The organism is Paenibacillus xanthanilyticus (genome assembly GCF_042682185.1).
Classification (GTDB): Bacteria; Bacillota; Bacilli; order Paenibacillales; family Paenibacillaceae; genus Paenibacillus_Z; species Paenibacillus_Z xanthanilyticus.
This window is the reverse complement of record NZ_JBHUHA010000001.1, coordinates 1,128,818-1,147,342: the sequence shown is the minus strand read 5'-3', so window position 1 is coordinate 1,147,342 and position 18,525 is coordinate 1,128,818. Positions and strand designations below refer to the sequence as shown.

The 18,525-nt window shown below is 58.9% G+C and carries 14 protein-coding genes; 11 read left to right on the top strand and 3 right to left on the bottom strand.

Translation table 11 applies throughout. The annotated features are described in order from the left end of the window. Positions 1-101: 101 nt before the first annotated feature. Together ACFSKT_RS04815 and ACFSKT_RS04810 are read left to right on the top strand one after the other, a co-directional pair. Positions 102-4,649: a LamG-like jellyroll fold domain-containing protein gene (locus ACFSKT_RS04815; protein ID WP_377718921.1), complete on the top strand. Its 4,548-nt coding sequence runs from the start codon at positions 102-104 to the stop codon at positions 4,647-4,649. Between the two features lie 163 nt (positions 4,650-4,812). Then, positions 4,813-5,325, top strand: coding sequence for a DoxX family membrane protein (locus ACFSKT_RS04810; protein ID WP_377718920.1), 513 nt, complete (start codon positions 4,813-4,815; stop codon positions 5,323-5,325). 78 nt (positions 5,326-5,403) lie between these two features. On the opposite strand, the gene csaA is transcribed toward ACFSKT_RS04810, so the two are convergent. After that, positions 5,404-5,733, bottom strand: a complete 330-nt coding sequence (gene csaA / locus ACFSKT_RS04805) for a chaperone CsaA (RefSeq protein ID WP_377718919.1) — start codon at positions 5,731-5,733, stop codon at positions 5,404-5,406. Positions 5,734-5,914: 181 nt separating this feature from the next. Between csaA and ACFSKT_RS04800 the strand changes: the two genes are divergently transcribed. The 9 genes from ACFSKT_RS04800 (at position 5,915) to ACFSKT_RS04760 (ending at position 17,083) form a co-directional block, all read left to right on the top strand. Further along, positions 5,915-6,322, top strand: a complete 408-nt coding sequence (locus ACFSKT_RS04800) for a VOC family protein (RefSeq protein WP_377718918.1) — start codon at positions 5,915-5,917, stop codon at positions 6,320-6,322. 22 nt (positions 6,323-6,344) lie between these two features. Further along, positions 6,345-7,262, top strand: coding sequence for an ATP-dependent DNA ligase (locus ACFSKT_RS04795; RefSeq protein ID WP_377718917.1), 918 nt, complete (start codon positions 6,345-6,347; stop codon positions 7,260-7,262). A gap of 502 nt (positions 7,263-7,764) precedes the next feature. Further along, entirely contained in the window at positions 7,765-9,045 is a 1,281-nt protein-coding gene (gene urtA, locus ACFSKT_RS04790) for an urea ABC transporter substrate-binding protein (RefSeq protein WP_377718916.1), read from the top strand. Between the two features lie 257 nt (positions 9,046-9,302). Further along, positions 9,303-10,208 (top strand): urea ABC transporter permease subunit UrtB, encoded by a 906-nt coding sequence (gene urtB, locus ACFSKT_RS04785; RefSeq protein ID WP_377718915.1) that lies wholly within the window; start codon positions 9,303-9,305, stop codon positions 10,206-10,208. A 22-nt stretch (positions 10,209-10,230) separates the two neighbouring features. Beyond that, positions 10,231-11,322: an urea ABC transporter permease subunit UrtC gene (gene urtC, locus ACFSKT_RS04780; RefSeq protein ID WP_377718914.1), complete on the top strand. Its 1,092-nt coding sequence runs from the start codon at positions 10,231-10,233 to the stop codon at positions 11,320-11,322. Continuing rightward, the gene (urtD, locus tag ACFSKT_RS04775) at positions 11,285-12,067 is read left to right on the top strand and encodes an urea ABC transporter ATP-binding protein UrtD (RefSeq protein WP_377718913.1); all 783 of its coding nucleotides are present in this window, start codon (positions 11,285-11,287) and stop codon (positions 12,065-12,067) included. The genes urtC and urtD overlap by 38 nt, the downstream gene beginning before the upstream one ends. Beyond that, the gene (urtE, locus tag ACFSKT_RS04770) at positions 12,045-12,740 is read left to right on the top strand and encodes an urea ABC transporter ATP-binding subunit UrtE (RefSeq protein WP_377718912.1); all 696 of its coding nucleotides are present in this window, start codon (positions 12,045-12,047) and stop codon (positions 12,738-12,740) included. Before urtD ends, urtE begins: the two co-directional genes overlap by 23 nt. Before the next feature lie 163 nt (positions 12,741-12,903). Beyond that, the gene (locus tag ACFSKT_RS04765) at positions 12,904-14,640 is read left to right on the top strand and encodes a methyl-accepting chemotaxis protein (RefSeq protein ID WP_377718911.1); all 1,737 of its coding nucleotides are present in this window, start codon (positions 12,904-12,906) and stop codon (positions 14,638-14,640) included. Positions 14,641-15,001: 361 nt separating this feature from the next. Beyond that, positions 15,002-17,083 carry a glycoside hydrolase family 43 protein gene (locus tag ACFSKT_RS04760; protein WP_377718910.1) on the top strand — a complete coding sequence of 694 codons (2,082 nt, stop codon included), beginning with the start codon at positions 15,002-15,004 and terminating at the stop codon, positions 17,081-17,083. A gap of 62 nt (positions 17,084-17,145) precedes the next feature. On the opposite strand, the gene ACFSKT_RS04755 is transcribed toward ACFSKT_RS04760, so the two are convergent. Then, positions 17,146-17,589 carry a hypothetical protein gene (locus tag ACFSKT_RS04755; protein ID WP_377718909.1) on the bottom strand — a complete coding sequence of 148 codons (444 nt, stop codon included), beginning with the start codon at positions 17,587-17,589 and terminating at the stop codon, positions 17,146-17,148. Positions 17,590-17,828: 239 nt separating this feature from the next. Further along, complete coding sequence (locus ACFSKT_RS04750) at positions 17,829-18,506, bottom strand: stalk domain-containing protein (protein WP_377718908.1); 678 nt, start codon at positions 18,504-18,506, stop codon at positions 17,829-17,831. Positions 18,507-18,525 lie beyond the last annotated feature (19 nt).

Genomic DNA, 18,525 nt, shown 5'->3' with positions numbered 1-18,525 from the left:
TGTTAAGGAATGCGGCATTTAGCCCAGACTAATTAGTTTGCATTTATATTAACTATGCAAAGCAATTAGCCATCACTTGAACCGCCGAGGAGGAACAGGAATTGAGGCATGGTTGGAAAAGAAGGTTCGCGCGAACGGCCACGGTCTATGGCACGCTGGCCGCATTGTGCGGTACGCTGGTGCCGCCCGCGCTAGCGGACGGATTAAGCGCCGGTGACGGTGCGGCTGCCGCGGCGCCAGCACAGGCGTCGACCGAGGATTTGCTGCTGCATTATACGTTCGACGGCGAGGGAGATGCAGCGTGGAAGGATGCTTCAGGGCATGGCCATGACGGGACGCCGCACGGCGGGGCGGCCTGGAGCGCGACCGGCAAGACGGGCGGCGCGCTGGATCTGAACGGGACGAACGGTTACCTGCAGCTGCCGGACGGATTATTGGCCCAGCAGCATAACGTGACGGTCGCTGCATGGGTGAATGCGGATACGCTCGGCGCTTGGAGCCGCGTGTTCGATTTGGGCACGAGCGATACGAATTATATGTTTCTGTCGCTGCGGGACCACGAAGGCAACGCGCGGTTCGGCGTCCGGCCGTCCGGCAGCGGGGAGTCGACGCTGATCGGCCCGGCATTCCCGAATTCGAAATCATGGCAGCACGTCGCGGCCGTCATCGACGGCAACACGTATACGCTCTACTTCAACGGCATTCAGGTCGCCAGCGTGAGCAACGTGCAGGTCGATCCTTCCGAGCTTGGACAGACGAACCGGAACTATTTGGGCAAGTCCCAATTCAGTGCTGACCCGTATTTCGACGGGCGGATCGACGATTTCCGCATTTACAGCCGGGCGCTATCCGGGACGGAGCTGGCTGGCATCGCGACAGGCGGGATGACCGACGCGGAGATGCTCGCTTACGACAAGAATTGGCTCAGTCTGGGCGATACGTCCGAGCAGACCAAAGACTTGACGCTGCCGCAGACGGGCATCGCGGGCTCTTCGATCGGGTGGGCTTCCTCCAACCCGGAGATTGTCAGCACGCAGGGCAAAGTCACGCGTCCGCAGCCCGGCGAGGGGGATAAGACCGTCACGCTGACGGCCACGCTGACGAAGGGCGCAGCGCAGGATACGAAGACGTTCACGGTGATCGTGACGGAAGCGGGATCGGCGGCGTATACGCTGGAGATCGACGGCAAGCACGCCGCGCACGCCGTTAGTCCGACGCTCTACGGCATCTTCTATGAGGATATCAACTACGCGGCCGACGGCGGGCTGTACGGGGATCTGATCGAGAACCGTTCCTTCGAGTTCGGCACGCCGCTCTTTGCCTGGACGAAGAAGGCGCTTGGCGGCGGTGAAGGCCAAGTGTCGACGGCGACGGAATTGCCGCTGAACGCGAACAATCCCCGTTATGCCCGGATTACGGTCGCGGAACCCGGAACCGGGGTAGGCATCTCGAATGCCGGCTACAGCGGCGGCATCGCGGTCAAGGCAGGGGAAAGCTATCATTTCACGGTGTACGCCAGAAGCGCGGACGCGGTGACGAAGCCGCTCGCCGCCACGCTGCGCGGTGCGGACCAGGCGGTGCTCGGCAGCTGCGAAACCTCGGGCATCGGCTCCGAATGGAAGAAGCTCGGCTGCTCGATCCAAGCGAGCGCCTCGTCCTCGCATGCGAGCTTCGACGTGACGGCAGCCGAGAAGGCGACGATCGAGCTGGACATGGTCTCGCTGTTCCCGGAGAAGACGTGGCATAATCGCGGCAACGGCTTGCGTTACGATCTGGCGGAGATGCTGGATGATCTGACCCCGGGCTTCCTTCGGTTCCCGGGCGGCTGCATCGTCGAGGGCGGTTCGCTTGAGAACCGCTACCGGTGGAAGAATACGATTGGCGACGTGGCGCAGCGGCAAGTACAGCCGAACCAGTGGGCGGCCAATTACTATCAATCGTTCGGCCTGGGCTTCCATGAATATTTCCAATTGGCCGAGGATATCGGCGCGGAGCCGCTCCCGATCATTTTCATCGGGCAAGTGTCCTGCCATTCGAACCCGCCGAAGGTGCCCATGGACCAGTTGGGGCCTTATATTCAAGACGCGCTTGACCTGATCGAATACGCCAACGGCGACGCGACGACGGAGTGGGGCGCCAAGCGCGCGGCGAACGGCCATCCGGAGCCGTTCAACATGAAGTATCTCGGCGTCGGCAACGAATTATGGGGACAGGATTACTTGGACCGGTACCAGGTGTTCTATGACGCGATCAAAGCGAAATACCCCGATATGCAGCTGGTGCTGAGCGCGGGTTATTCTCCGAGCGACGAGAATTTCCGCAAAGCTTATGAATGGCTGGCGAAGAACGGCAACAAAGCCGATCTGGTCGACGAGCATATGTACCAGTCGCCGGATTGGTTCTACAACAATGTCACCCGTTACGACAATTACAGCCGCACCGGTCCGAAAGTATTCGTGGGCGAATACGCGGCGCACGGCGTCGGCAAGAAGAACAACATGGAGAGCGCGCTCGCGGAAGCGGCCTTCATGACTGGTTTGGAACGGAATTCCGACGTCGTCGGCATGGCGTCGTTCGCGCCGCTGTTCGCCCGCCAGAGCAATACGCAATGGACGACGGACTTGATCTGGTTCAACAACGCGGAAGCGTACGCGACCCCGAACTATTACGTCCAGCAGCTGTTCGGCAATCACGTCGGGCAGGAAGTGATGCCGACGAAGCTGACGAGGAAGAAAGCTTCGGTGAACGACATCGCGGGCTCGATCATGCTCGGTTCGTGGAATACGGCCGTCGAGTATGACGAAATCAAGGTCGCGAAGGCGGACGGTACCGAGCTGTTCGCGGAAAATTTCGGCGACGAAGCGGCAATCGAGAAGTGGAGCCCGCTGCAGGGCAATTGGTCCGTGAGCGGCGGCTCGGTGAAGCAGCTGTCCGCGACGACGGCCGATGCGAGACTTGCGCTGAAGACGGGCGCGGACTGGACCAATTATACCGTAACGATGAAGGCTCGCAAGACGAGCGGCTCCGAAGGCTTCCTGGTCGGATTCGGTGCCAAGGATACGAACAATTACTACTGGTGGAACCTCGGCGGCTGGAATAACACGCAGACCGTCGTCGAGAAAGCGACGAACGGACAGAAGGCGATCGTCGGCAATACGGCCGCGGGCGGCGTCGAGACGAACCGCTGGTACGAGATTAAGATCGAGGTGCAGGGCAGCGGCATCCGCGCCTACCTGGACGGCAAGCTGGTGAACGAAGTACAGCCGGCGCAAGGACCGCTCTACAGCGTAACGACGAAGGATGCCGCGACGGGCGATCTGATCGTGAAGACCGTGAACGCTTCGGGCAACGCGCAATCCGCGAACGTCAGCGTCGAGGCGGCGTACATCAATCCGAAGGCGACCGTCATCGAATTGAAGGCGGATGCCCTGACGGCCGAGAACTCCTTCAGCCAGCCGGATGCCGTAAGTCCGCAGACGAGCGTGAAGTCCGGCTTCGGCCAAACCTTCACGTATGAATTCCCGGCCTACTCGGTTACGGTGCTGCGCCTGAAAACAACGCCATCGGCGCTCATCGAATCGGTAACGCCGATTGAACTCGCGACGGCGAAAGGCAAGCTGCCGGAGTTCCCGAAGACCGTTAACGTCACGGTTAACGGCGGCGTGAAGCAAGCGAACGTCGCGTGGAACGCAGTCGATCAGGAGCAGGTCGCCAAGACGGGAATATTCCGAATCCGGGGCGCGATCGAAGGCACGTATTTACAGGCAGAGGCGCTGATTCGGGTGACGGAAGCGTCTGCCGCGCAAGACGGCGCGAGTTTGTCAGGACCTGCATCCGCGAAGGAAGACGAGCTGGTCGACGTGGTCTACAGTCTCTCCGGACTGGCGGAAGCCATCTATGCCAACGATGTGAAGATCGCCTATGACCCAAGCCGACTGGAATTCCGCTCGGCGGAGCCGTTGGCGGACGATATGCAGGTCGTGGGTCGGACCGAACCAGGCGACTCGGGCCAACTTCGGCTGCTGCTCGCCTCGACCGATCCGGCAGGCTTGGATGCAAGCGGGACGAAGGCGCTGTTGAAGCTGAAGTTCGCCGTTCGCCCGGTGGAGGAGGCGGCGATGGCGGCAGTCTCGCTCCGCGAAGTCTTGACGGCGAACGCGGAGGGCGACGAAACCCGGCAGGCGACGGGAGAATCGCTGCGCATTCAGCTCCAGCCGGCGGATGCGCCGGTGGATAAGACGGAACTGAACAGCTTGATCGCGAGCGCGCAATCGCTGCACGACGCCGCGATCGAAGGCGCCAAGCCTGGCGAATACCGCGCAGGTGCGAAGGCCGCGCTTCGACAGGCTATAGCGGCTGCGCGGGCGGTTGCCGCAAACGATGCCGCGACGGCCCAGCAGGTCAAGGAGGCGACGGATCGTCTTCATGCCGCGATTCAAGCGTTCAAGGACGCCGTTATCCCGGTTCAGCAGGGCGATATTAACGAGGATGGCAAATACAGCATCGGAGATCTGTCGATCGCGGCCGCCCAATATGGCAAAACGTCGACCGACCCGAATTGGAATAACCTGAAGAAGTCGGATGTGACGGGCGACGGCAAGATCGACATCGAAGATTTGGCCCGCATCGCCAGATGGATACTCGGTTAAACCGACTTGCTCGACATATGAGGGAGGCTTAAGTACCTAGGTGCTTAAGCCTTTTCTCATGCCCGCGGTCCAGTGTCATAAATGTAAAAAGGAGGTATTTTCGATCAGGAATTATATGTTAGTATAAAAGATGTTAAATAAACCCGTGAGAGGGGGTGAAATTATGATTATTCGATTTTTACGCGAAAACGTTTATGCGGCGGGGTTGCTGCTGCTGCTCCGGCTGTACGTGGGCTGGAAATGGCTGGACGCAGGATATCACAAATTGAAAGACGGCTTCGACGCTTCGGGATTTTTGAAGAACGCCGTTGCCAATCCGGTCGTCGACCGCGGGACGAACGAACTGATTTACCCGACGTACACCGGCTTCATTGAGCAGTTCGCGCAGCCGAACGTCGGCTTGTTCAACTGGCTTATTCCGATCGGCGAGACGCTGGTCGGGCTTGGACTCATTCTTGGCGGTCTTACTGCCATCGCCGCATTCTTCGGCGTATTCATGAACTTTATGTTCGTGTTCGCCGGATCGGTTAGCACGAATCCTTGGATGATCCTGCTTGGCGCGATCGTCGCCATCTCGGGCTCGAACGCCGGGAGATTCGGCCTGGACTACTACTTGCTCCCTGCGCTCCGCAGACTTAGAGGCAAACGAAATTCGCAGCAAGGCCTCGCCGCCTGACGGGCGACGCGTTGGTGCCATGAAAATGAAGCAAAGCACCCGGATGTCACCGGGTGCTTTGTCATTTGCATGCACGGATCATGCGATCGATGTGCCGTCCGGCACCCGTTCGTCGGGTCGCAGCAGCACGACGTCACCTTCATCGGGCACGCCGCCGAGCACCAGCACCTCCGATACGAAACCGGCGATCCGCCGTGGCGGGAAATTAACGATGGCGGCTACCTGCCGTCCGGTCAGCTGCTCCGGATCATAGCGCCTCGTAATTTGGGCGGACGAACGCTTCATCCCCAGCGGTCCGAAATCGATCTCCAGCTTAATGGCGGGCTTGCGCGCTTCTGGGAAAGGCTCGGCTTTCACGATCGTGCCGATTCGGATATCAAGCTGCATGAAATCTTCTATTTCGGCCATCTGGCCATTCATTCCCTTCTCGTCATAAATGGGGTCGAGCTCTGGTTAATCTCCATTGTATAACGACGCCCGATTCGATTTCATCCATGCGCATGATTGGAACGGTCTGGAAAAGCCAACAATGAGGAAGGATGGGGTTGATCGCGGGCCGGTCGCAACTGGCGCGAAGGAGTGTTTAGGCATGGCGGTTTTGAAAGCTTATATTTTTAGCGATAATGCGCGCGAGCAGGCGGACTATTACGCGCGAATATTGGACGGAAAGGTCGTGCTTCTCCACATCTACGACGAGCTTGCGGTCAGTGAGCATCAGGCTACGGACCGGGTGGAGCATCTGGAGCTGCACGCTGCCGGTGCGGTGTTTTACTTGGCTGACATGAAGGGCATCGTACGGGGAAATGCGCTGGACTTAACGCTGGAATATGGAACGGATGAAGAAGCCGGTCGCGTCTTCGAGGCGCTGGCGGAAGGCAGCACGGTGCTGGTGCCGTTCACGTCCATGTTCTGGGGAAGAATGTACGGCAGACTTATCGATCGATACGGCGTCGGCTGGCAGATTACGACCTCCGGACAAGCGGCAGCAGATAGCTGAAGCGATCAGGGGGTGAAATGCGATGAATCGTCACTTGTTCACAGGCGTCAGGCCGATGTTGGCCGTGAGCGCGAATGAGGCGTTCGACGATGAAGATTTCTTGTTCGAGCCCAAGTGGGATGGCGCGCGAATGATCCTCCACAAGCAAGGCGAACGGCTGGAAGCCTACACAAGGAGCGGTCGGCGCGTAACCGACAATTTCCCCGAGTTAAAAGAAGCGGCCTCCGCCATAAGCGCAAAAGAGGCCGTGCTCGATTGCGAGGGCATCTGCTTAAACGGCGGCAGAGCGGTGTTCGACGATTTCGCGTATCGGCTTCGGCTTCGCGATTCGCGGCGCATTGCCGCGGCGGTCCGATCGCATCCCGCTTCGTGGATCGCCTTCGACGTGCTCGGGACGACGGTGGAGCATCTTCGGGAGCATTTGATTGTCCGCAAGGATATTTTACGCGAGTCCATCTTGTCGTCGGAGAAACTTGCCGCGTGCGCGTTCGTACCGGGACAGGGCACGGCGCTCTATGCCTGGACGAAGGCGCATCGAATAGAAGGCATCGTCGCCAAGAGGCGGGGGTCGGTCTATCGTCCGGGAGTCGTCTCGGAAGAGTGGATCAAGGTCAAGCATCCGGTGGAAATCGACGTCATGATCCTCGGTTACCGGACCGCGCCCGTCTTCGCGCTTGTGATCGGACTGCATTTTCGTACCGTGCGGTTTAAGCCAGTCGGTCTCGTGGAGACCGGCATCGGCGAAGAGCAGCGAGAAGCGTTCCTCAATATCGCGCGAGGCCTGCTGGCGAATAAGGAAGGACCGACGCAGTGGCTGCGTCCGGAGCTGTGCTGCCGGATCGAATACCGGGATCGGAGCGATTGGCACGAGCTTAGCGGGACGACGTTCCTAAGCTTCCTGCCGGACAAGCGAGCAGACGATTGCGCGTGGACCTATTAGACAAGGCAAGACGCGGTGAGTCGGAGCTTCGGGATAACGGCAAAATGAACACGCAGAAGCACAAATAGGTCGGCACGCGATTCTAAAAGTCATGATTACGTATGAATCGGCATTCCGTATTTCGATTAGACCGATCCTTAATCCGATGCCTTGGTTTGGATTCTATCCGAACCTAGGCTTTTTTTGCGTATCTGTGATTCTCAAATCGAAACATTGGAATCAGAAGCCAAGCTTGAGAGGTATGAGTGATTATAACAATTAGTGTTATATATAAGTTAGTTTAATATGATTAAATGATGTAAACACTCAAAAAAGTGAACTAAAAATTCACAAAAAATTAATTACGATAATTCAATTCACGCCTTATCATTCGAATTGCAATCATTTGCGTAACTATTGTTGACACGATAATCCCATACTACCTATAATCTGAATCACGAACGGTTGGAACAGTCATCCAATCCATCGTTCGGATAGAGAGAAAACGCTGAGGAGTGGGAGAATGAGTCAAAGAATTGGGAAACGAGTATCGCTGCTTCTGATTGCGCTCTGCATCGTTATCGCGGGTTGCAGCAATAACGCCAAAGAGACGACCACCACGGAGACGAACGCAGGAACGGAAAGCGCGGCAAGCAATGGAGGCGGCGAATCGGGGGACGGCGGGGAAATCAAAGTTGGCATTCTGCACTCGTTAAGCGGCACGATGGCAATCAGCGAAGTATCCGTCAAGGACGCGGAAATGATGGCGATCGAGGAAATCAACGCCAAAGGGGGCGTGTTAGGGAAGAAGCTCGTGCCGGTCGTGGAGGACGGCGCATCGGATTGGCCGACGTTCGCGGAGAAGGCGCGGAAGCTAATCTCCGAGGACCAGGTCGCGACCGTCTTTGGCGGATGGACGTCGGCCAGCCGCAAGGCGATGCTGCCGGTGTTCGAGGAGCTGAACGGCTTGCTGTGGTATCCGGTGCAGTATGAAGGGCTCGAATCGTCGCCGAACATTTTCTACACCGGCGCGACGACGAATCAGCAGATCGTGCCGGCCGTGACGTGGCTGCTCGAGAATCGCGGCAAGAAGTTCTACCTGCTTGGCTCGGATTATGTCTTCCCGCGCACCGCGAACAAGATTATCAAGGAGCAGCTGAAAGCGGAGGGCGGGGAGCTGGTCGGGGAAGAATACACGCCGCTCGGCCATACGGACTATAGCACGATCATTAGCAAAATCAAGGAAGCGAAGCCGGAGGTCGTCTTCAATACGCTGAACGGCGACAGCAACGTGGCGTTCTTCAAACAGTTAAAGGACGCGGGCATTACGGCGCAGGATTTGACGACGCTGTCGGTGTCCGTCGCAGAGGAGGAAATCCGCGGCATCGGCGCTGACGTGTTGGCTGGTCATCTCGCCGCTTGGAACTATTATCAGACGACCGACACGCCGGCGAACAAGACGTTCGTCGAGAATTACAAGAAGAAGTACGGCGAGGACCGCGTCACGGCGGACCCGATCGAAGCAGGTTACGATGCGGTCTATCTGTGGGCGGCCGCGGTCGAGAAGGCCGGCTCCACCGATGTCGCGAAGGTGAAGGAAGCGGCCAAGGAGCTCGAGTGGGACGCGCCGGAGGGCAAGGTGAAAATCGACGGCGAGACGCAGCATTTATACAAAACCGTGCGGATCGGAGAGGTGCAAGCGGACGGTCAGTTCAAGGAAGTGTGGAATTCGGGCGAGCCGGTCAAGCCTGATCCTTACTTGAAGGGCTACGACTGGGCGGCAAGCTTGAGCGCGGGCAATTGACCTAACGAGCCAGCTCGCGCGAAGCGGACGAACGGCTGGAACAATCGCAAAGACAGAGCGGAAGGAAAGGAAGGATCGCAAGGCGCCCTCGCCACGGGATGCTTCCTTTTTTCGAAATACAAGCGTTCATAAGTTTAACGCTTATTCCTCCGCCTTGTATTTCATCGGAATGAAACGCGCATCGCCCCAAAAAAGGGCGATGCCGTTTCACCTTGCTTTGTCGCGACCAACAAGAAGGCATGAGGTGATCGCAAGAGATGGAAGTCACGGTGCTTCAATTGTTCAACGGCGTTAGCGTCAGCTCGATCCTGCTGCTGATCGCGCTCGGACTGGCGATCACGTTCGGTCTGATGAAAGTGATCAACATGGCGCACGGCGAGCTTATTATGATCGGCGCTTATTCGGCTTACGTCATGCAGAACCTGTTTCAATCCTATCTGCCGGAATCCGCATTCGGCTGGTATTTCGCGGCGGCGATTCCGTTCAGCTTCGCGGTGTCGTTCCTCGTCGGCCTGCTGCTCGAGACCGTGCTCATCCGATTCTTGTACGGTCGTCCGCTCGACAGCCTGCTGGCGACCTGGGGCGTAGGGCTTATGCTCCAACAGCTCGCCCGCACGATCTTCGGCGCGCCGAACGTCGGCGTTACCAGTCCGGCATGGCTGGATGGCGGAGCGACGATTCTCGGCGACGTCGTCCTCCCGTATAAACGGCTGTTCATTATCGGGCTGGTGGCAGTCGTATTGCTTGCCATGTATGTCTACATTAACCGCAGTCATGCGGGAAGGCGGATGCGGGCGGTCATGCAGAACCGCGACATGGCTGCTTGCCTTGGCATCTCTACCCGGCGGGTCGATGCGGTCACCTTTGCAATCGGCTCTGGAATCGCGGGGATCGCCGGATGCGCGTTGACGCTAATGGGTCCGATCGGGCCGTCCATCGGCACCTACTACATCGTCGACGCCTTCATGGTCGTCGTGCTGGGCGGCGTCGGCAAACTCGTCGGCACCGTATTCGGCGCGCTCGGGATCGGCCTATCGAACACGCTGTTCGAATATTGGACGACGGCTTCGCTTGGCAAGGTGCTCGTCTTCCTATGCATCGTCGCGTTCCTGCAATGGCGGCCGTCCGGGCTGATCGCGATGCGAACGCGGTCGCTGGATTAACGCTAACGAAGGAGGTATGGTGATGCTGCACAACCGATTCATGGGCAATCAGCGGCTGTGGCTGCTCGCGGTCTATACGGCCGTCGCGATTCTGTTATTTTGCGCGCCGCTGTATTTGAGCGATTTTCGTCTTAATTTGCTGGCCAAATTCCTCGCGTATGCGATCGTCGCGCTGGGGCTTGATTTGATCTGGGGCTATACGGGCATTCTCAGCTTGGGCCATGGCGTGTTCTTCGGTCTGGGCGGCTATGCGATGGCGATGTACTTGAAGCTGGATGCGAGCGGCGGCCGGCTGCCGGATTTTATGGAGTGGAGCGGCTTGACGGCGCTGCCTTGGTTTTGGAAGCCGTTCGCGAGCTTTCCGTTCGCGTTGGCGGCCGGCATTCTCGTTCCCGCGTTCTTGGCGCTGGCGCTCGGCTACTTTACATTCCGCAACCGGATCAAAGGCGTCTATTTTACGATACTCACGCAGGCGCTCGTAATTATTGCCACGACGCTGTTCATCGGCCAACAGGCGTATACGGGCGGGACGAACGGGCTGACCGGCTACTCGAAGATCTTTGGCTTCCCGATCGCGTCGGAGACGACGAAGACGGTACTTTACCTGGTGACCGTAGTCGTCCTTATCGCTGCTTTCGCGCTCTGCCGGCTGCTCGTCGGCAGCCGGTTCGGCAAAGTGCTGAGAGCCATTAACGACGGCGAGAACCGGGTGCGGTTCATCGGCTTTGATCCTGCGGTCTACCAGATGGTCGTCTTCAGCGTGTCAGCGGGCCTTGCGGGATTGGCGGGCATGCTGTTCGTGCTTCACGTGGGCATCATTTCACCGTCGATGATGGGGATCGTCACTTCGATCGAAATGGTGCTGTGGGTGGCTATCGGCGGACGGGGGACGCTCATCGGGGCGGTGCTTGGCGCCGTATTGCTCAATTCCGCGAAGAGCGCGTTCAGCGAGTCCTACCCGGACGCGTGGCTGTTCCTGATGGGGGCGCTGTTCGTCGTCGTCGTGGTGTTCCTGCCTAAGGGGGCAGCCGGCTTGCTCGGTCAGTTGAAACGACTTAGAAGGAGGAGGGTCGCCGATGAAGGAGCAGACTCCGCCCGTTATCCTGCAGTGTGATTCGCTCACGGCCGAATTCGACGGGTTCAAGGCGGTACAAGGGATGAGTCTTGCGCTGCATCAAGGGGAGCTGCGATTCCTGATCGGGCCCAATGGCGCGGGCAAGACGACGATGCTGGACATGATCTGCGGCAAGACGAAGCCGGCAACCGGCAAAATCGTGTTCGGCGGCACGGACATTACCCGGAAGAAGGAGCACCAGATCGCCGAACTCGGCATCGGACGCAAATTCCAGACGCCGTCGATCTTCCGGACGCTGACGGTGCGCGAGCATATGGAGTTGGCCATGAAGCAGCGCAGGGGCGTCTTCGCGGTCATGCGGGCGAAGCTGACGGGCGAGGAGCGGGAGCGCATCGAGGCGCAGCTGGCCATGATCGGCCTCGAGCGCAAGGGCGAATGGATCGCGGGCGGCTTATCGCACGGCGAGAAGCAGTGGCTGGAAATCGGCATGCTGCTCATGCAGGAGCCGAAGGTGCTGCTGCTGGATGAGCCGGTCGCCGGAATGACCGATGCCGAGACCGAGAAGACAGGCGAGCTGCTGCGAGAGATCACGAGGACGCAATCGGTCATCGTCGTCGAGCACGACATGGAATTCGTGCGCAATTTCGCCAGCAAAGTAACGGTCATGCATGAGGGCGAGCTGCTGAAGGAAGGCACGATGGAAGACGTACAGCGGGACGAACGCGTCGCCGAAGTGTATTTGGGAAAGAGGAGGGAGAGCGATGCTGGACGTACAAGCGCTTGAATCGGGCTACGGGGAGAGCGTCATTTTGCGGAATGTTACGCTATCGGTTCGACCTGGCCAATGCGTCTGCCTGCTAGGGCGCAACGGGGTGGGCAAGACAACGCTCATGAAAAGCATTATGGGCGCGCTGAAAGCGCGGCGCGGGGCGGTTGCCTACAAAGGCGCGGATTTGACGCGGCGGCCGCCGGGCGATCGGGCCAAGCGAGGCATCGGCTACGTGCCGCAAGGACGCGAGATTTTCCCCCAGCTGACCGTGTACGAGAATGTGCTGCTCGGCCTGGAAGCAGGCCGCGGGAAGCGCGGCGTCGTGCCGGACGCGGCCGTCGACAAATTCCCGGTGCTGCCGACAATGTACGGCAGGCGCGGCGGGGATCTGAGCGGCGGCCAGCAGCAGCAGCTCGCCTTCGCGCGCGCGCTCGCGTCGGAGCCGGACCTGCTGCTGCTCGACGAGCCGTGCGAAGGCATCCAGCCTTCCATCGTCGAGGAAATTCGGGACGTAATCCGTTCGATCAAAGCGCAAGGCGCCACGGCCATTTTACTGGCGGAGCAAAGCCTGGAGTTCGTGAAGAGCGTCGGCGATTATTTTTACATTCTGGAGAAAGGGCAAGTCGCTTGGGAGGGCGGACCCGAGGCGCTGAATGACGAAGTAATTCGGCGGTATTTGACGGTATGACGCCCTATATGCAATCGCTTGTGCCCGATGATAGAATTCCCAGCTCAGGCGGAGATTAGTCTTGGCGCAGGCGATCTGCAGCAATTTATTTACAGTGTAAAATAAGGATGCGCTTGACGATAAATGAAGTACGACTTATTTATCGAAAGGAGCATTCATAACTATGCACCGCAGAATATCGATTCGGGCGAAAGTGGTCGCGACGATCGTGATCGTCGTCATGACGAATTTGTTGATCGGGGCAGTCGGGATGATCGGCTTGACGCGCGTTCAACAGGCGCTGGAGGATACGATCAACGTACATGCCGTCAATACCGATTACATTCGGGCCGCCGGCGTGGATTTGCACCAATTGCTGATTGCCCAACGCGCCATGTATAATTTCGAGCCGGGCACGGATGAATTCAACGAGCAGAAGGAAGATTACGAGAAGCAGCTCGGACAGATCCAGGAGCGCTTCAGCGCCTATCGCGAGAATCGTTCATCGATCGCCGGCGAAGAAGAGCTTATTCAGAAATTCGAGGACGCATTCGGAACCTATTCGACAATAAGCGGCGACATCACGACTTCGCTCGCATCCTCCGATCCGGCGACGCGCAAGCAGGCGAACGAGCGATCGTTCGGCGAAGGCTTCGAGCACTTCGACGCCACGGAATCGGCCTTGGACGAGATCGGCGACCTGTATGGCGAGGACAACTCGCGCATGTTGGAACAGGCCAAGGCGGATTACAAGCGGATCGTGGCGATTTCTCTTGGGGCTATTCTTGCCTGCGTGATCGTCACGTCGCTGCTTGGATTCGTCATTATCCGCTCGGTTATCCGTCCGATTCGCCATTTGCGAGCAGGCGTAAGCCGTATGGCCGACGGCGATTTGACCCTGTCGCTTGAAGCGATTAACGACGACGAGTTCGGCGCGCTCACGAACGATTTCAACGCGATGGTCGATCGGACCAAGACGCTGATCGGCACGGTGAATCATTCGTTATCCGAGGTCGGACGCGCCTCGGACCAAGTGAGCGCGATCGCGGTGGAGACGTCGGCGACGAGCGAGGAGATCGAGCATGCGCTGACCGACATCGCGCACGGCGCCGCTACGCAGGCGGCGCTGACGGAGAGCGCGAACCTTAAGACGCAGCACCTGTCGCAGCTCGTCGAGCGCGTTCACGGAAGCGCTGCGAATATCGCTTCGCTGTCCGAGAGAGCAGAGAGCGTGCTCGTCGCAGGCGCTGATCAGATGGGATCTCTCCAAACGCACGCCAAGGAGACGGATCAGGCCAACGGCGAAATCACCGAGACAATCGGGTCGCTCGCAAGCCGCATGAACGGCATTCGGGAAATCGTCCATACGATCTACGGCATCGCGGACCAAACGAAGCTGCTGGCGCTCAATGCGAGCATCGAAGCGGCGAGGGCCGGGGAATCCGGACAAGGCTTTGCCGTCGTGGCCTCGGAGATCCGGAAGCTGGCGACGCAAGCTTCCTCGTCGACGAGCGAGATCTACGAGACGATCGACGGTCTGGGCAGAGAGTTCGCGGACGCCATGCGCGTCATGGGCCGAACGGAGACGCTTGCGGCGGAACAATCCGGCATGGTGAAGGAGGCGGCTGCTGCCTTCCAATCCGTCGCCGAAACCGTCAATGCCATTCTTGCTTCGGTTCAAGACGTGAACGACGGGGTAGGCGAAGTCCGAATATTGAAGGAAACGGTCGTCGCCTCAATCCGTCAAATCGCCGATGTCGCGCACAACGCGGCCGCGGCGACCGAGCAGATCAGCGCATCTTCCTCTGATCAGAAGTCGGCATCCAAAGCGCTGTCCGTTTCGGCGGAACGCATGCGGGATCTGAATCATCGCGTAGCGGAACTCATCCGAACCTTTAAGACCGAACAATCGAGCAGCTAAGCGCCTGCCTCGGCTTGACGCTGCTCAAGTCACGTATTACCCGCGTTCTTCGATGCGGACAAATCGGGCGTCACGGGATCTCCACCCCGTGGCGCTTTTTTGGCATGCTTGTCCACGCAGAGCGCGAAGGTCGAGCTGGGCAATCGGGAGTTTAGACGGGGCGGTGACGGGCGGTGAACGTGCTGGCCGCGAAATCGGGAACAATCGCGGCGTAGGAAGTCTCAAAGAAAAAGCCGGACAAACCCAAAAATAAGTCCTTCAAGCTAGAGGTGCGAATGTTTTACGATGACGTTAAAGATTGCGGCCCGGACGACGCGCGCGTTCCCGGCAGGCTGGACTTATGAGGGAAAGAAGGGCGACTATGAACCAAAAGGCTTACTATTTACCGCAATTGGGCGGCGCTGCTTATCAGAATCCGCTGACGGTCGAGGTCGAGAACCGCGACCAGGAGCAGGAAGCGCAAGTGCTGCCTGATCCGTACGTGCTGAAGCATAACGGCGAATATTACGCCTATGCCACCGGCGGACATGGCGTCAAGCTGCTCCGTTCCAAGGACTTGGTCAGCTGGACTTATCATGGCTGCGCGCTTCAGCAGGAAGGACAGAAGAATTTCTGGGCGCCGTCGGTCATTTACGAGAATGGTACCTTCTACATGTACTATTCGTCGATGCCTGAACAAGAAGACGACGTGCATCTCGAATTCATGAAGGTCGCCGTATCGAGCTCGCCCGGGGGACCCTTCCGCTATGTGAAGACGTTCTTCGGCAACTTCAGCATCGACGCGCATGTCGTGCGCCAGGAAGACGGCGACTTGTATCTCTATTATTCCGTCAACGATTATACCGGCACTGCGGCATCGCGGCCGGGTACGGTCATCTTGAGGGACCGGATGGTCGATCTATTGACGCCGGAAGGCAAGCCGGAGCTCGTGCTGACCCCTTCGATGGACGAAGAGATATTCGCGCGCAACCGGTTCGGCGACGGCCGCGATTGGCATACGATCGAAGGCGCGTTCTACCTGCGGCGCCGAGGCAAACATTATGTCATGTATAGCGGCAATGCGTTCACCCATGAGCACTACTACGTCGGTTACGCCGTGTCGGCGGACGGGCGGAATTGGCGCAAATACCCGGACGACTATACGTACGGCCCGGTTATCCGGCGGAACGCGCGCGTCGAAGGAACCGGCCATCATTCGCTCGCCTTGGCGCCGAATAATGTGGACCTGTGGATGGTCTATCATGGCCGCGATGCGACGCAGCCGCTGGATCCCGCACGCGAACAGCGCCAGCTGCGGATGGATCCGCTGCTCTGGAACGGCGAACGGATGTGGACGCCGGGTCCGACGTACGTCCCGCAGGATGCGCCGGCCATGCCGACTTTTCGGGATTTGTTCGAGGACGCGGACGGCAAGCCGGCTGAGGTCAGGTGGCAGGTGCTGGCCGGGGAATGGGAGCAGCGCGGGGGCGAACTGACCCAAACGAGCCGCGCCTGTGCCGGGGCGATCGTCTCCGCGTCCGCGTTCCGGCATTACGTTGGCGAGGTTAGCTTGAGGGGGCACCACTATTTTACCGGCGGCGTCTATGGCGTCTACGCCTGCTATCAGGACGATGGCAATTATATCCTCGTGCAGCTTGATGCCGGGCGAAGAAGCTTGTCGATGCATGAGGTTCGCGGCGGGATCCGCGGGCAGGTAAGCGAAGTTATGCTTCCGAAGGACTTCCGCTTCGATTGCAGCCATCAGCTGCGGATCGAGAAGGTCGGGGGCTATTGCCGCGTGCTGCTCGACGGACTGCCGCGGCTTGGCGAAAGATATAGCTTGCAGGTCGGGGCGATTGGTCTGGCTACCCGCTATTCTGCGGCGTCGTTCGCGTCGGTCGAGGTGACGGGCCATCTGCAATGCGCGGCCGGGGCCGACGGAGAATTCGCGGCGTTGTTCGAAGCCGCGGAGACTGGCGGAGCCGCCGCCGCATGGACGTTCGAGCAAGGCGCATTCGTCTGCGGGACAGATAGACCGGCAGCCGAGCATGCCGTCTTCTCGACCGATCGCCTGCCGGCGGGATGCCAAGTCCAAGTTGATTTCGCCCGCGAATCGCAGGCCGCTAGCCGATCGGCCGTCTTCTACGCAGCTTACGTGGATGCGACGAATTACTTGAAGTTCGAGGCGGACTTCGCGTCGGCGGAGGTGCGCGGCCAGATGTGCCGCGCCGGCGATAAGCTCGACTTGCCGCCGATCCGGCTCGCGGGAGACTTGGAGCAGCAGGTTCTGCATGCCTTCCGCTTCAAGAAGCACCATGAGCGGTTGTTCGTCATGCTGAACGAGACGGTCATCTACGACGATCTGACCGCGTTCGAGGACGAACGGTTCGGGTTCGGTTGCCGGGGGAGAGCGCGGTTTGAAGGGATTACGGTGACGGAGCTGACTGCTGCTGAACCGCGATAATAGAAGCCGCTAACGCCGTCTTGGGAAAGGGAGGCGTTAGCGGCTTTTTAAGTTGCGATTTGTTATTTCACGTCGAACCGATTCGAGAACATCGCCCCTCGAAGCCGCAGACTGACGATGATTCGGCCCGGCGTCGCCGTAAATGAGAGCACGCCGTCATGCTTCACTTCGGGCGTGACGAGGTCGCGAAGCTCGTCGGCGTCGCCTTTCATCGCGGCCAGATAGATCGACCAGGCATACGCTTTGTCGCTAGCCAGCTTCTTGTACCAAGGGAGCAGGGAGGCGGCCAGACGGGTGACGCTTTTGGCTGTTTGGTCGCCGCGCTTGGCATTCGCCTTTCCGGAGGCGGGGGCTGACTGACTTGACTCGGCATTCAAGTTCTGTTTACGGCTTGCGCGAACAGACGGAAATCGGTCGTCGCGGATGCCGCTTTCCGTACGAGTCTCGCGGCGACCGTTTCGTTTCCGGGCAGCGCCCCGGGTCGTGCCATGCGCAATATTCACCATCCCGATCACTCCCCGCGTTTTGGTATACGGTATGCGGCAGGGCAGGCGTTTGCTTGGATGCACATGCGGATGTGGTTACTAACGGTTGCGTAGTGGCCCTAGTGGAACTGGCGGAGGCTGCGTACGGACTTTCGGTTCGCCCTTCATCCATGACGAAAAGCCGCATTCCGTTGTGAACGGAGCGGCTTTTCGTCGGGCTTGCGGACAAGTTAAGGCTAATCGCGCGAATGGCTTGTCCCTTATTTAAAGTACGAGGTCGTCAGCGGCACGAAGAAGCTGCCGCCATCCTTGATCTTCGCATGAACAAACAGCGATTCGTAGCCGCTAATGTCGATCTCGTAGGTCTTGAGACCGTCGGCGACCGCGATGGAATCGCTCTTCAGCTTCACGTCGGTATCGCTGTCGGAGACGAAGAATTCCTCGATGTCCTCCCCGATCGCGGCGGCTTGCAGCACGAGCTTCTGGTATTTGCCTTTCGGGTACAGCATGAATCCGTCCGAGCGCGCGCCGTTCAAGTTGTTGAAGTGGACGTCCTTGTAGTCTTTGCCGTTGTAGCTGGTGGATTGAGGATCTTTCGTCCGACGACCGCTGCTGTTGCTATAGCTATCGGCGATCGGTACGCCGGCGAGCTTCTCGCCCAGAATGACGGTATTCGTCGCGCCGTTATATTCGATGCTGACGCCGAGCGCGTTCGAGATCGCCCGAACCGGCAGATACGTGCTGCCGTTGTAGGAGATCGGGGCAAGCGCCGCGCCTTTGTCGTTCTGCGGCTGGAACGGTTTGCCGTTCACCAGGAACTTCATCGACGGATCGAGGAACGCCTTGATCTGCTGCAAATTGGAACCTGCATAAACGCCTGCGCTGGTGCTTAACAGGAAGAGGCCGGCAGCCCCGGCAATGATCCACTTCTTCTTCATGATACACACTCCTAATCGG

What these genes read in the sequence shown, in the direction of transcription:
- urtA (WP_377718916.1), top strand. Translation starts at nt 7,765, where the DNA reads ATGAGTCAAAGAATTGGGAAACGAGTATCGCTGCTTCTGATTGCGCTC.
- csaA (WP_377718919.1), bottom strand. Translation starts at nt 5,733, where the DNA reads ATGGCCGAAATAGAAGATTTCATGCAGCTTGATATCCGAATCGGCACG.
- ACFSKT_RS04750 (WP_377718908.1), bottom strand. Translation starts at nt 18,506, where the DNA reads ATGAAGAAGAAGTGGATCATTGCCGGGGCTGCCGGCCTCTTCCTGTTA.
- ACFSKT_RS04765 (WP_377718911.1), top strand. Translation starts at nt 12,904, where the DNA reads ATGCACCGCAGAATATCGATTCGGGCGAAAGTGGTCGCGACGATCGTG.
- ACFSKT_RS04760 (WP_377718910.1), top strand. Translation starts at nt 15,002, where the DNA reads ATGAACCAAAAGGCTTACTATTTACCGCAATTGGGCGGCGCTGCTTAT.
- urtD (WP_377718913.1), top strand. Translation starts at nt 11,285, where the DNA reads ATGAAGGAGCAGACTCCGCCCGTTATCCTGCAGTGTGATTCGCTCACG.
- urtE (WP_377718912.1), top strand. Translation starts at nt 12,045, where the DNA reads ATGCTGGACGTACAAGCGCTTGAATCGGGCTACGGGGAGAGCGTCATT.
- urtC (WP_377718914.1), top strand. Translation starts at nt 10,231, where the DNA reads ATGCTGCACAACCGATTCATGGGCAATCAGCGGCTGTGGCTGCTCGCG.
- urtB (WP_377718915.1), top strand. Translation starts at nt 9,303, where the DNA reads ATGGAAGTCACGGTGCTTCAATTGTTCAACGGCGTTAGCGTCAGCTCG.
- ACFSKT_RS04800 (WP_377718918.1), top strand. Translation starts at nt 5,915, where the DNA reads ATGGCGGTTTTGAAAGCTTATATTTTTAGCGATAATGCGCGCGAGCAG.
- ACFSKT_RS04810 (WP_377718920.1), top strand. Translation starts at nt 4,813, where the DNA reads ATGATTATTCGATTTTTACGCGAAAACGTTTATGCGGCGGGGTTGCTG.
- ACFSKT_RS04795 (WP_377718917.1), top strand. Translation starts at nt 6,345, where the DNA reads ATGAATCGTCACTTGTTCACAGGCGTCAGGCCGATGTTGGCCGTGAGC.
- ACFSKT_RS04755 (WP_377718909.1), bottom strand. Translation starts at nt 17,589, where the DNA reads ATGGTGAATATTGCGCATGGCACGACCCGGGGCGCTGCCCGGAAACGA.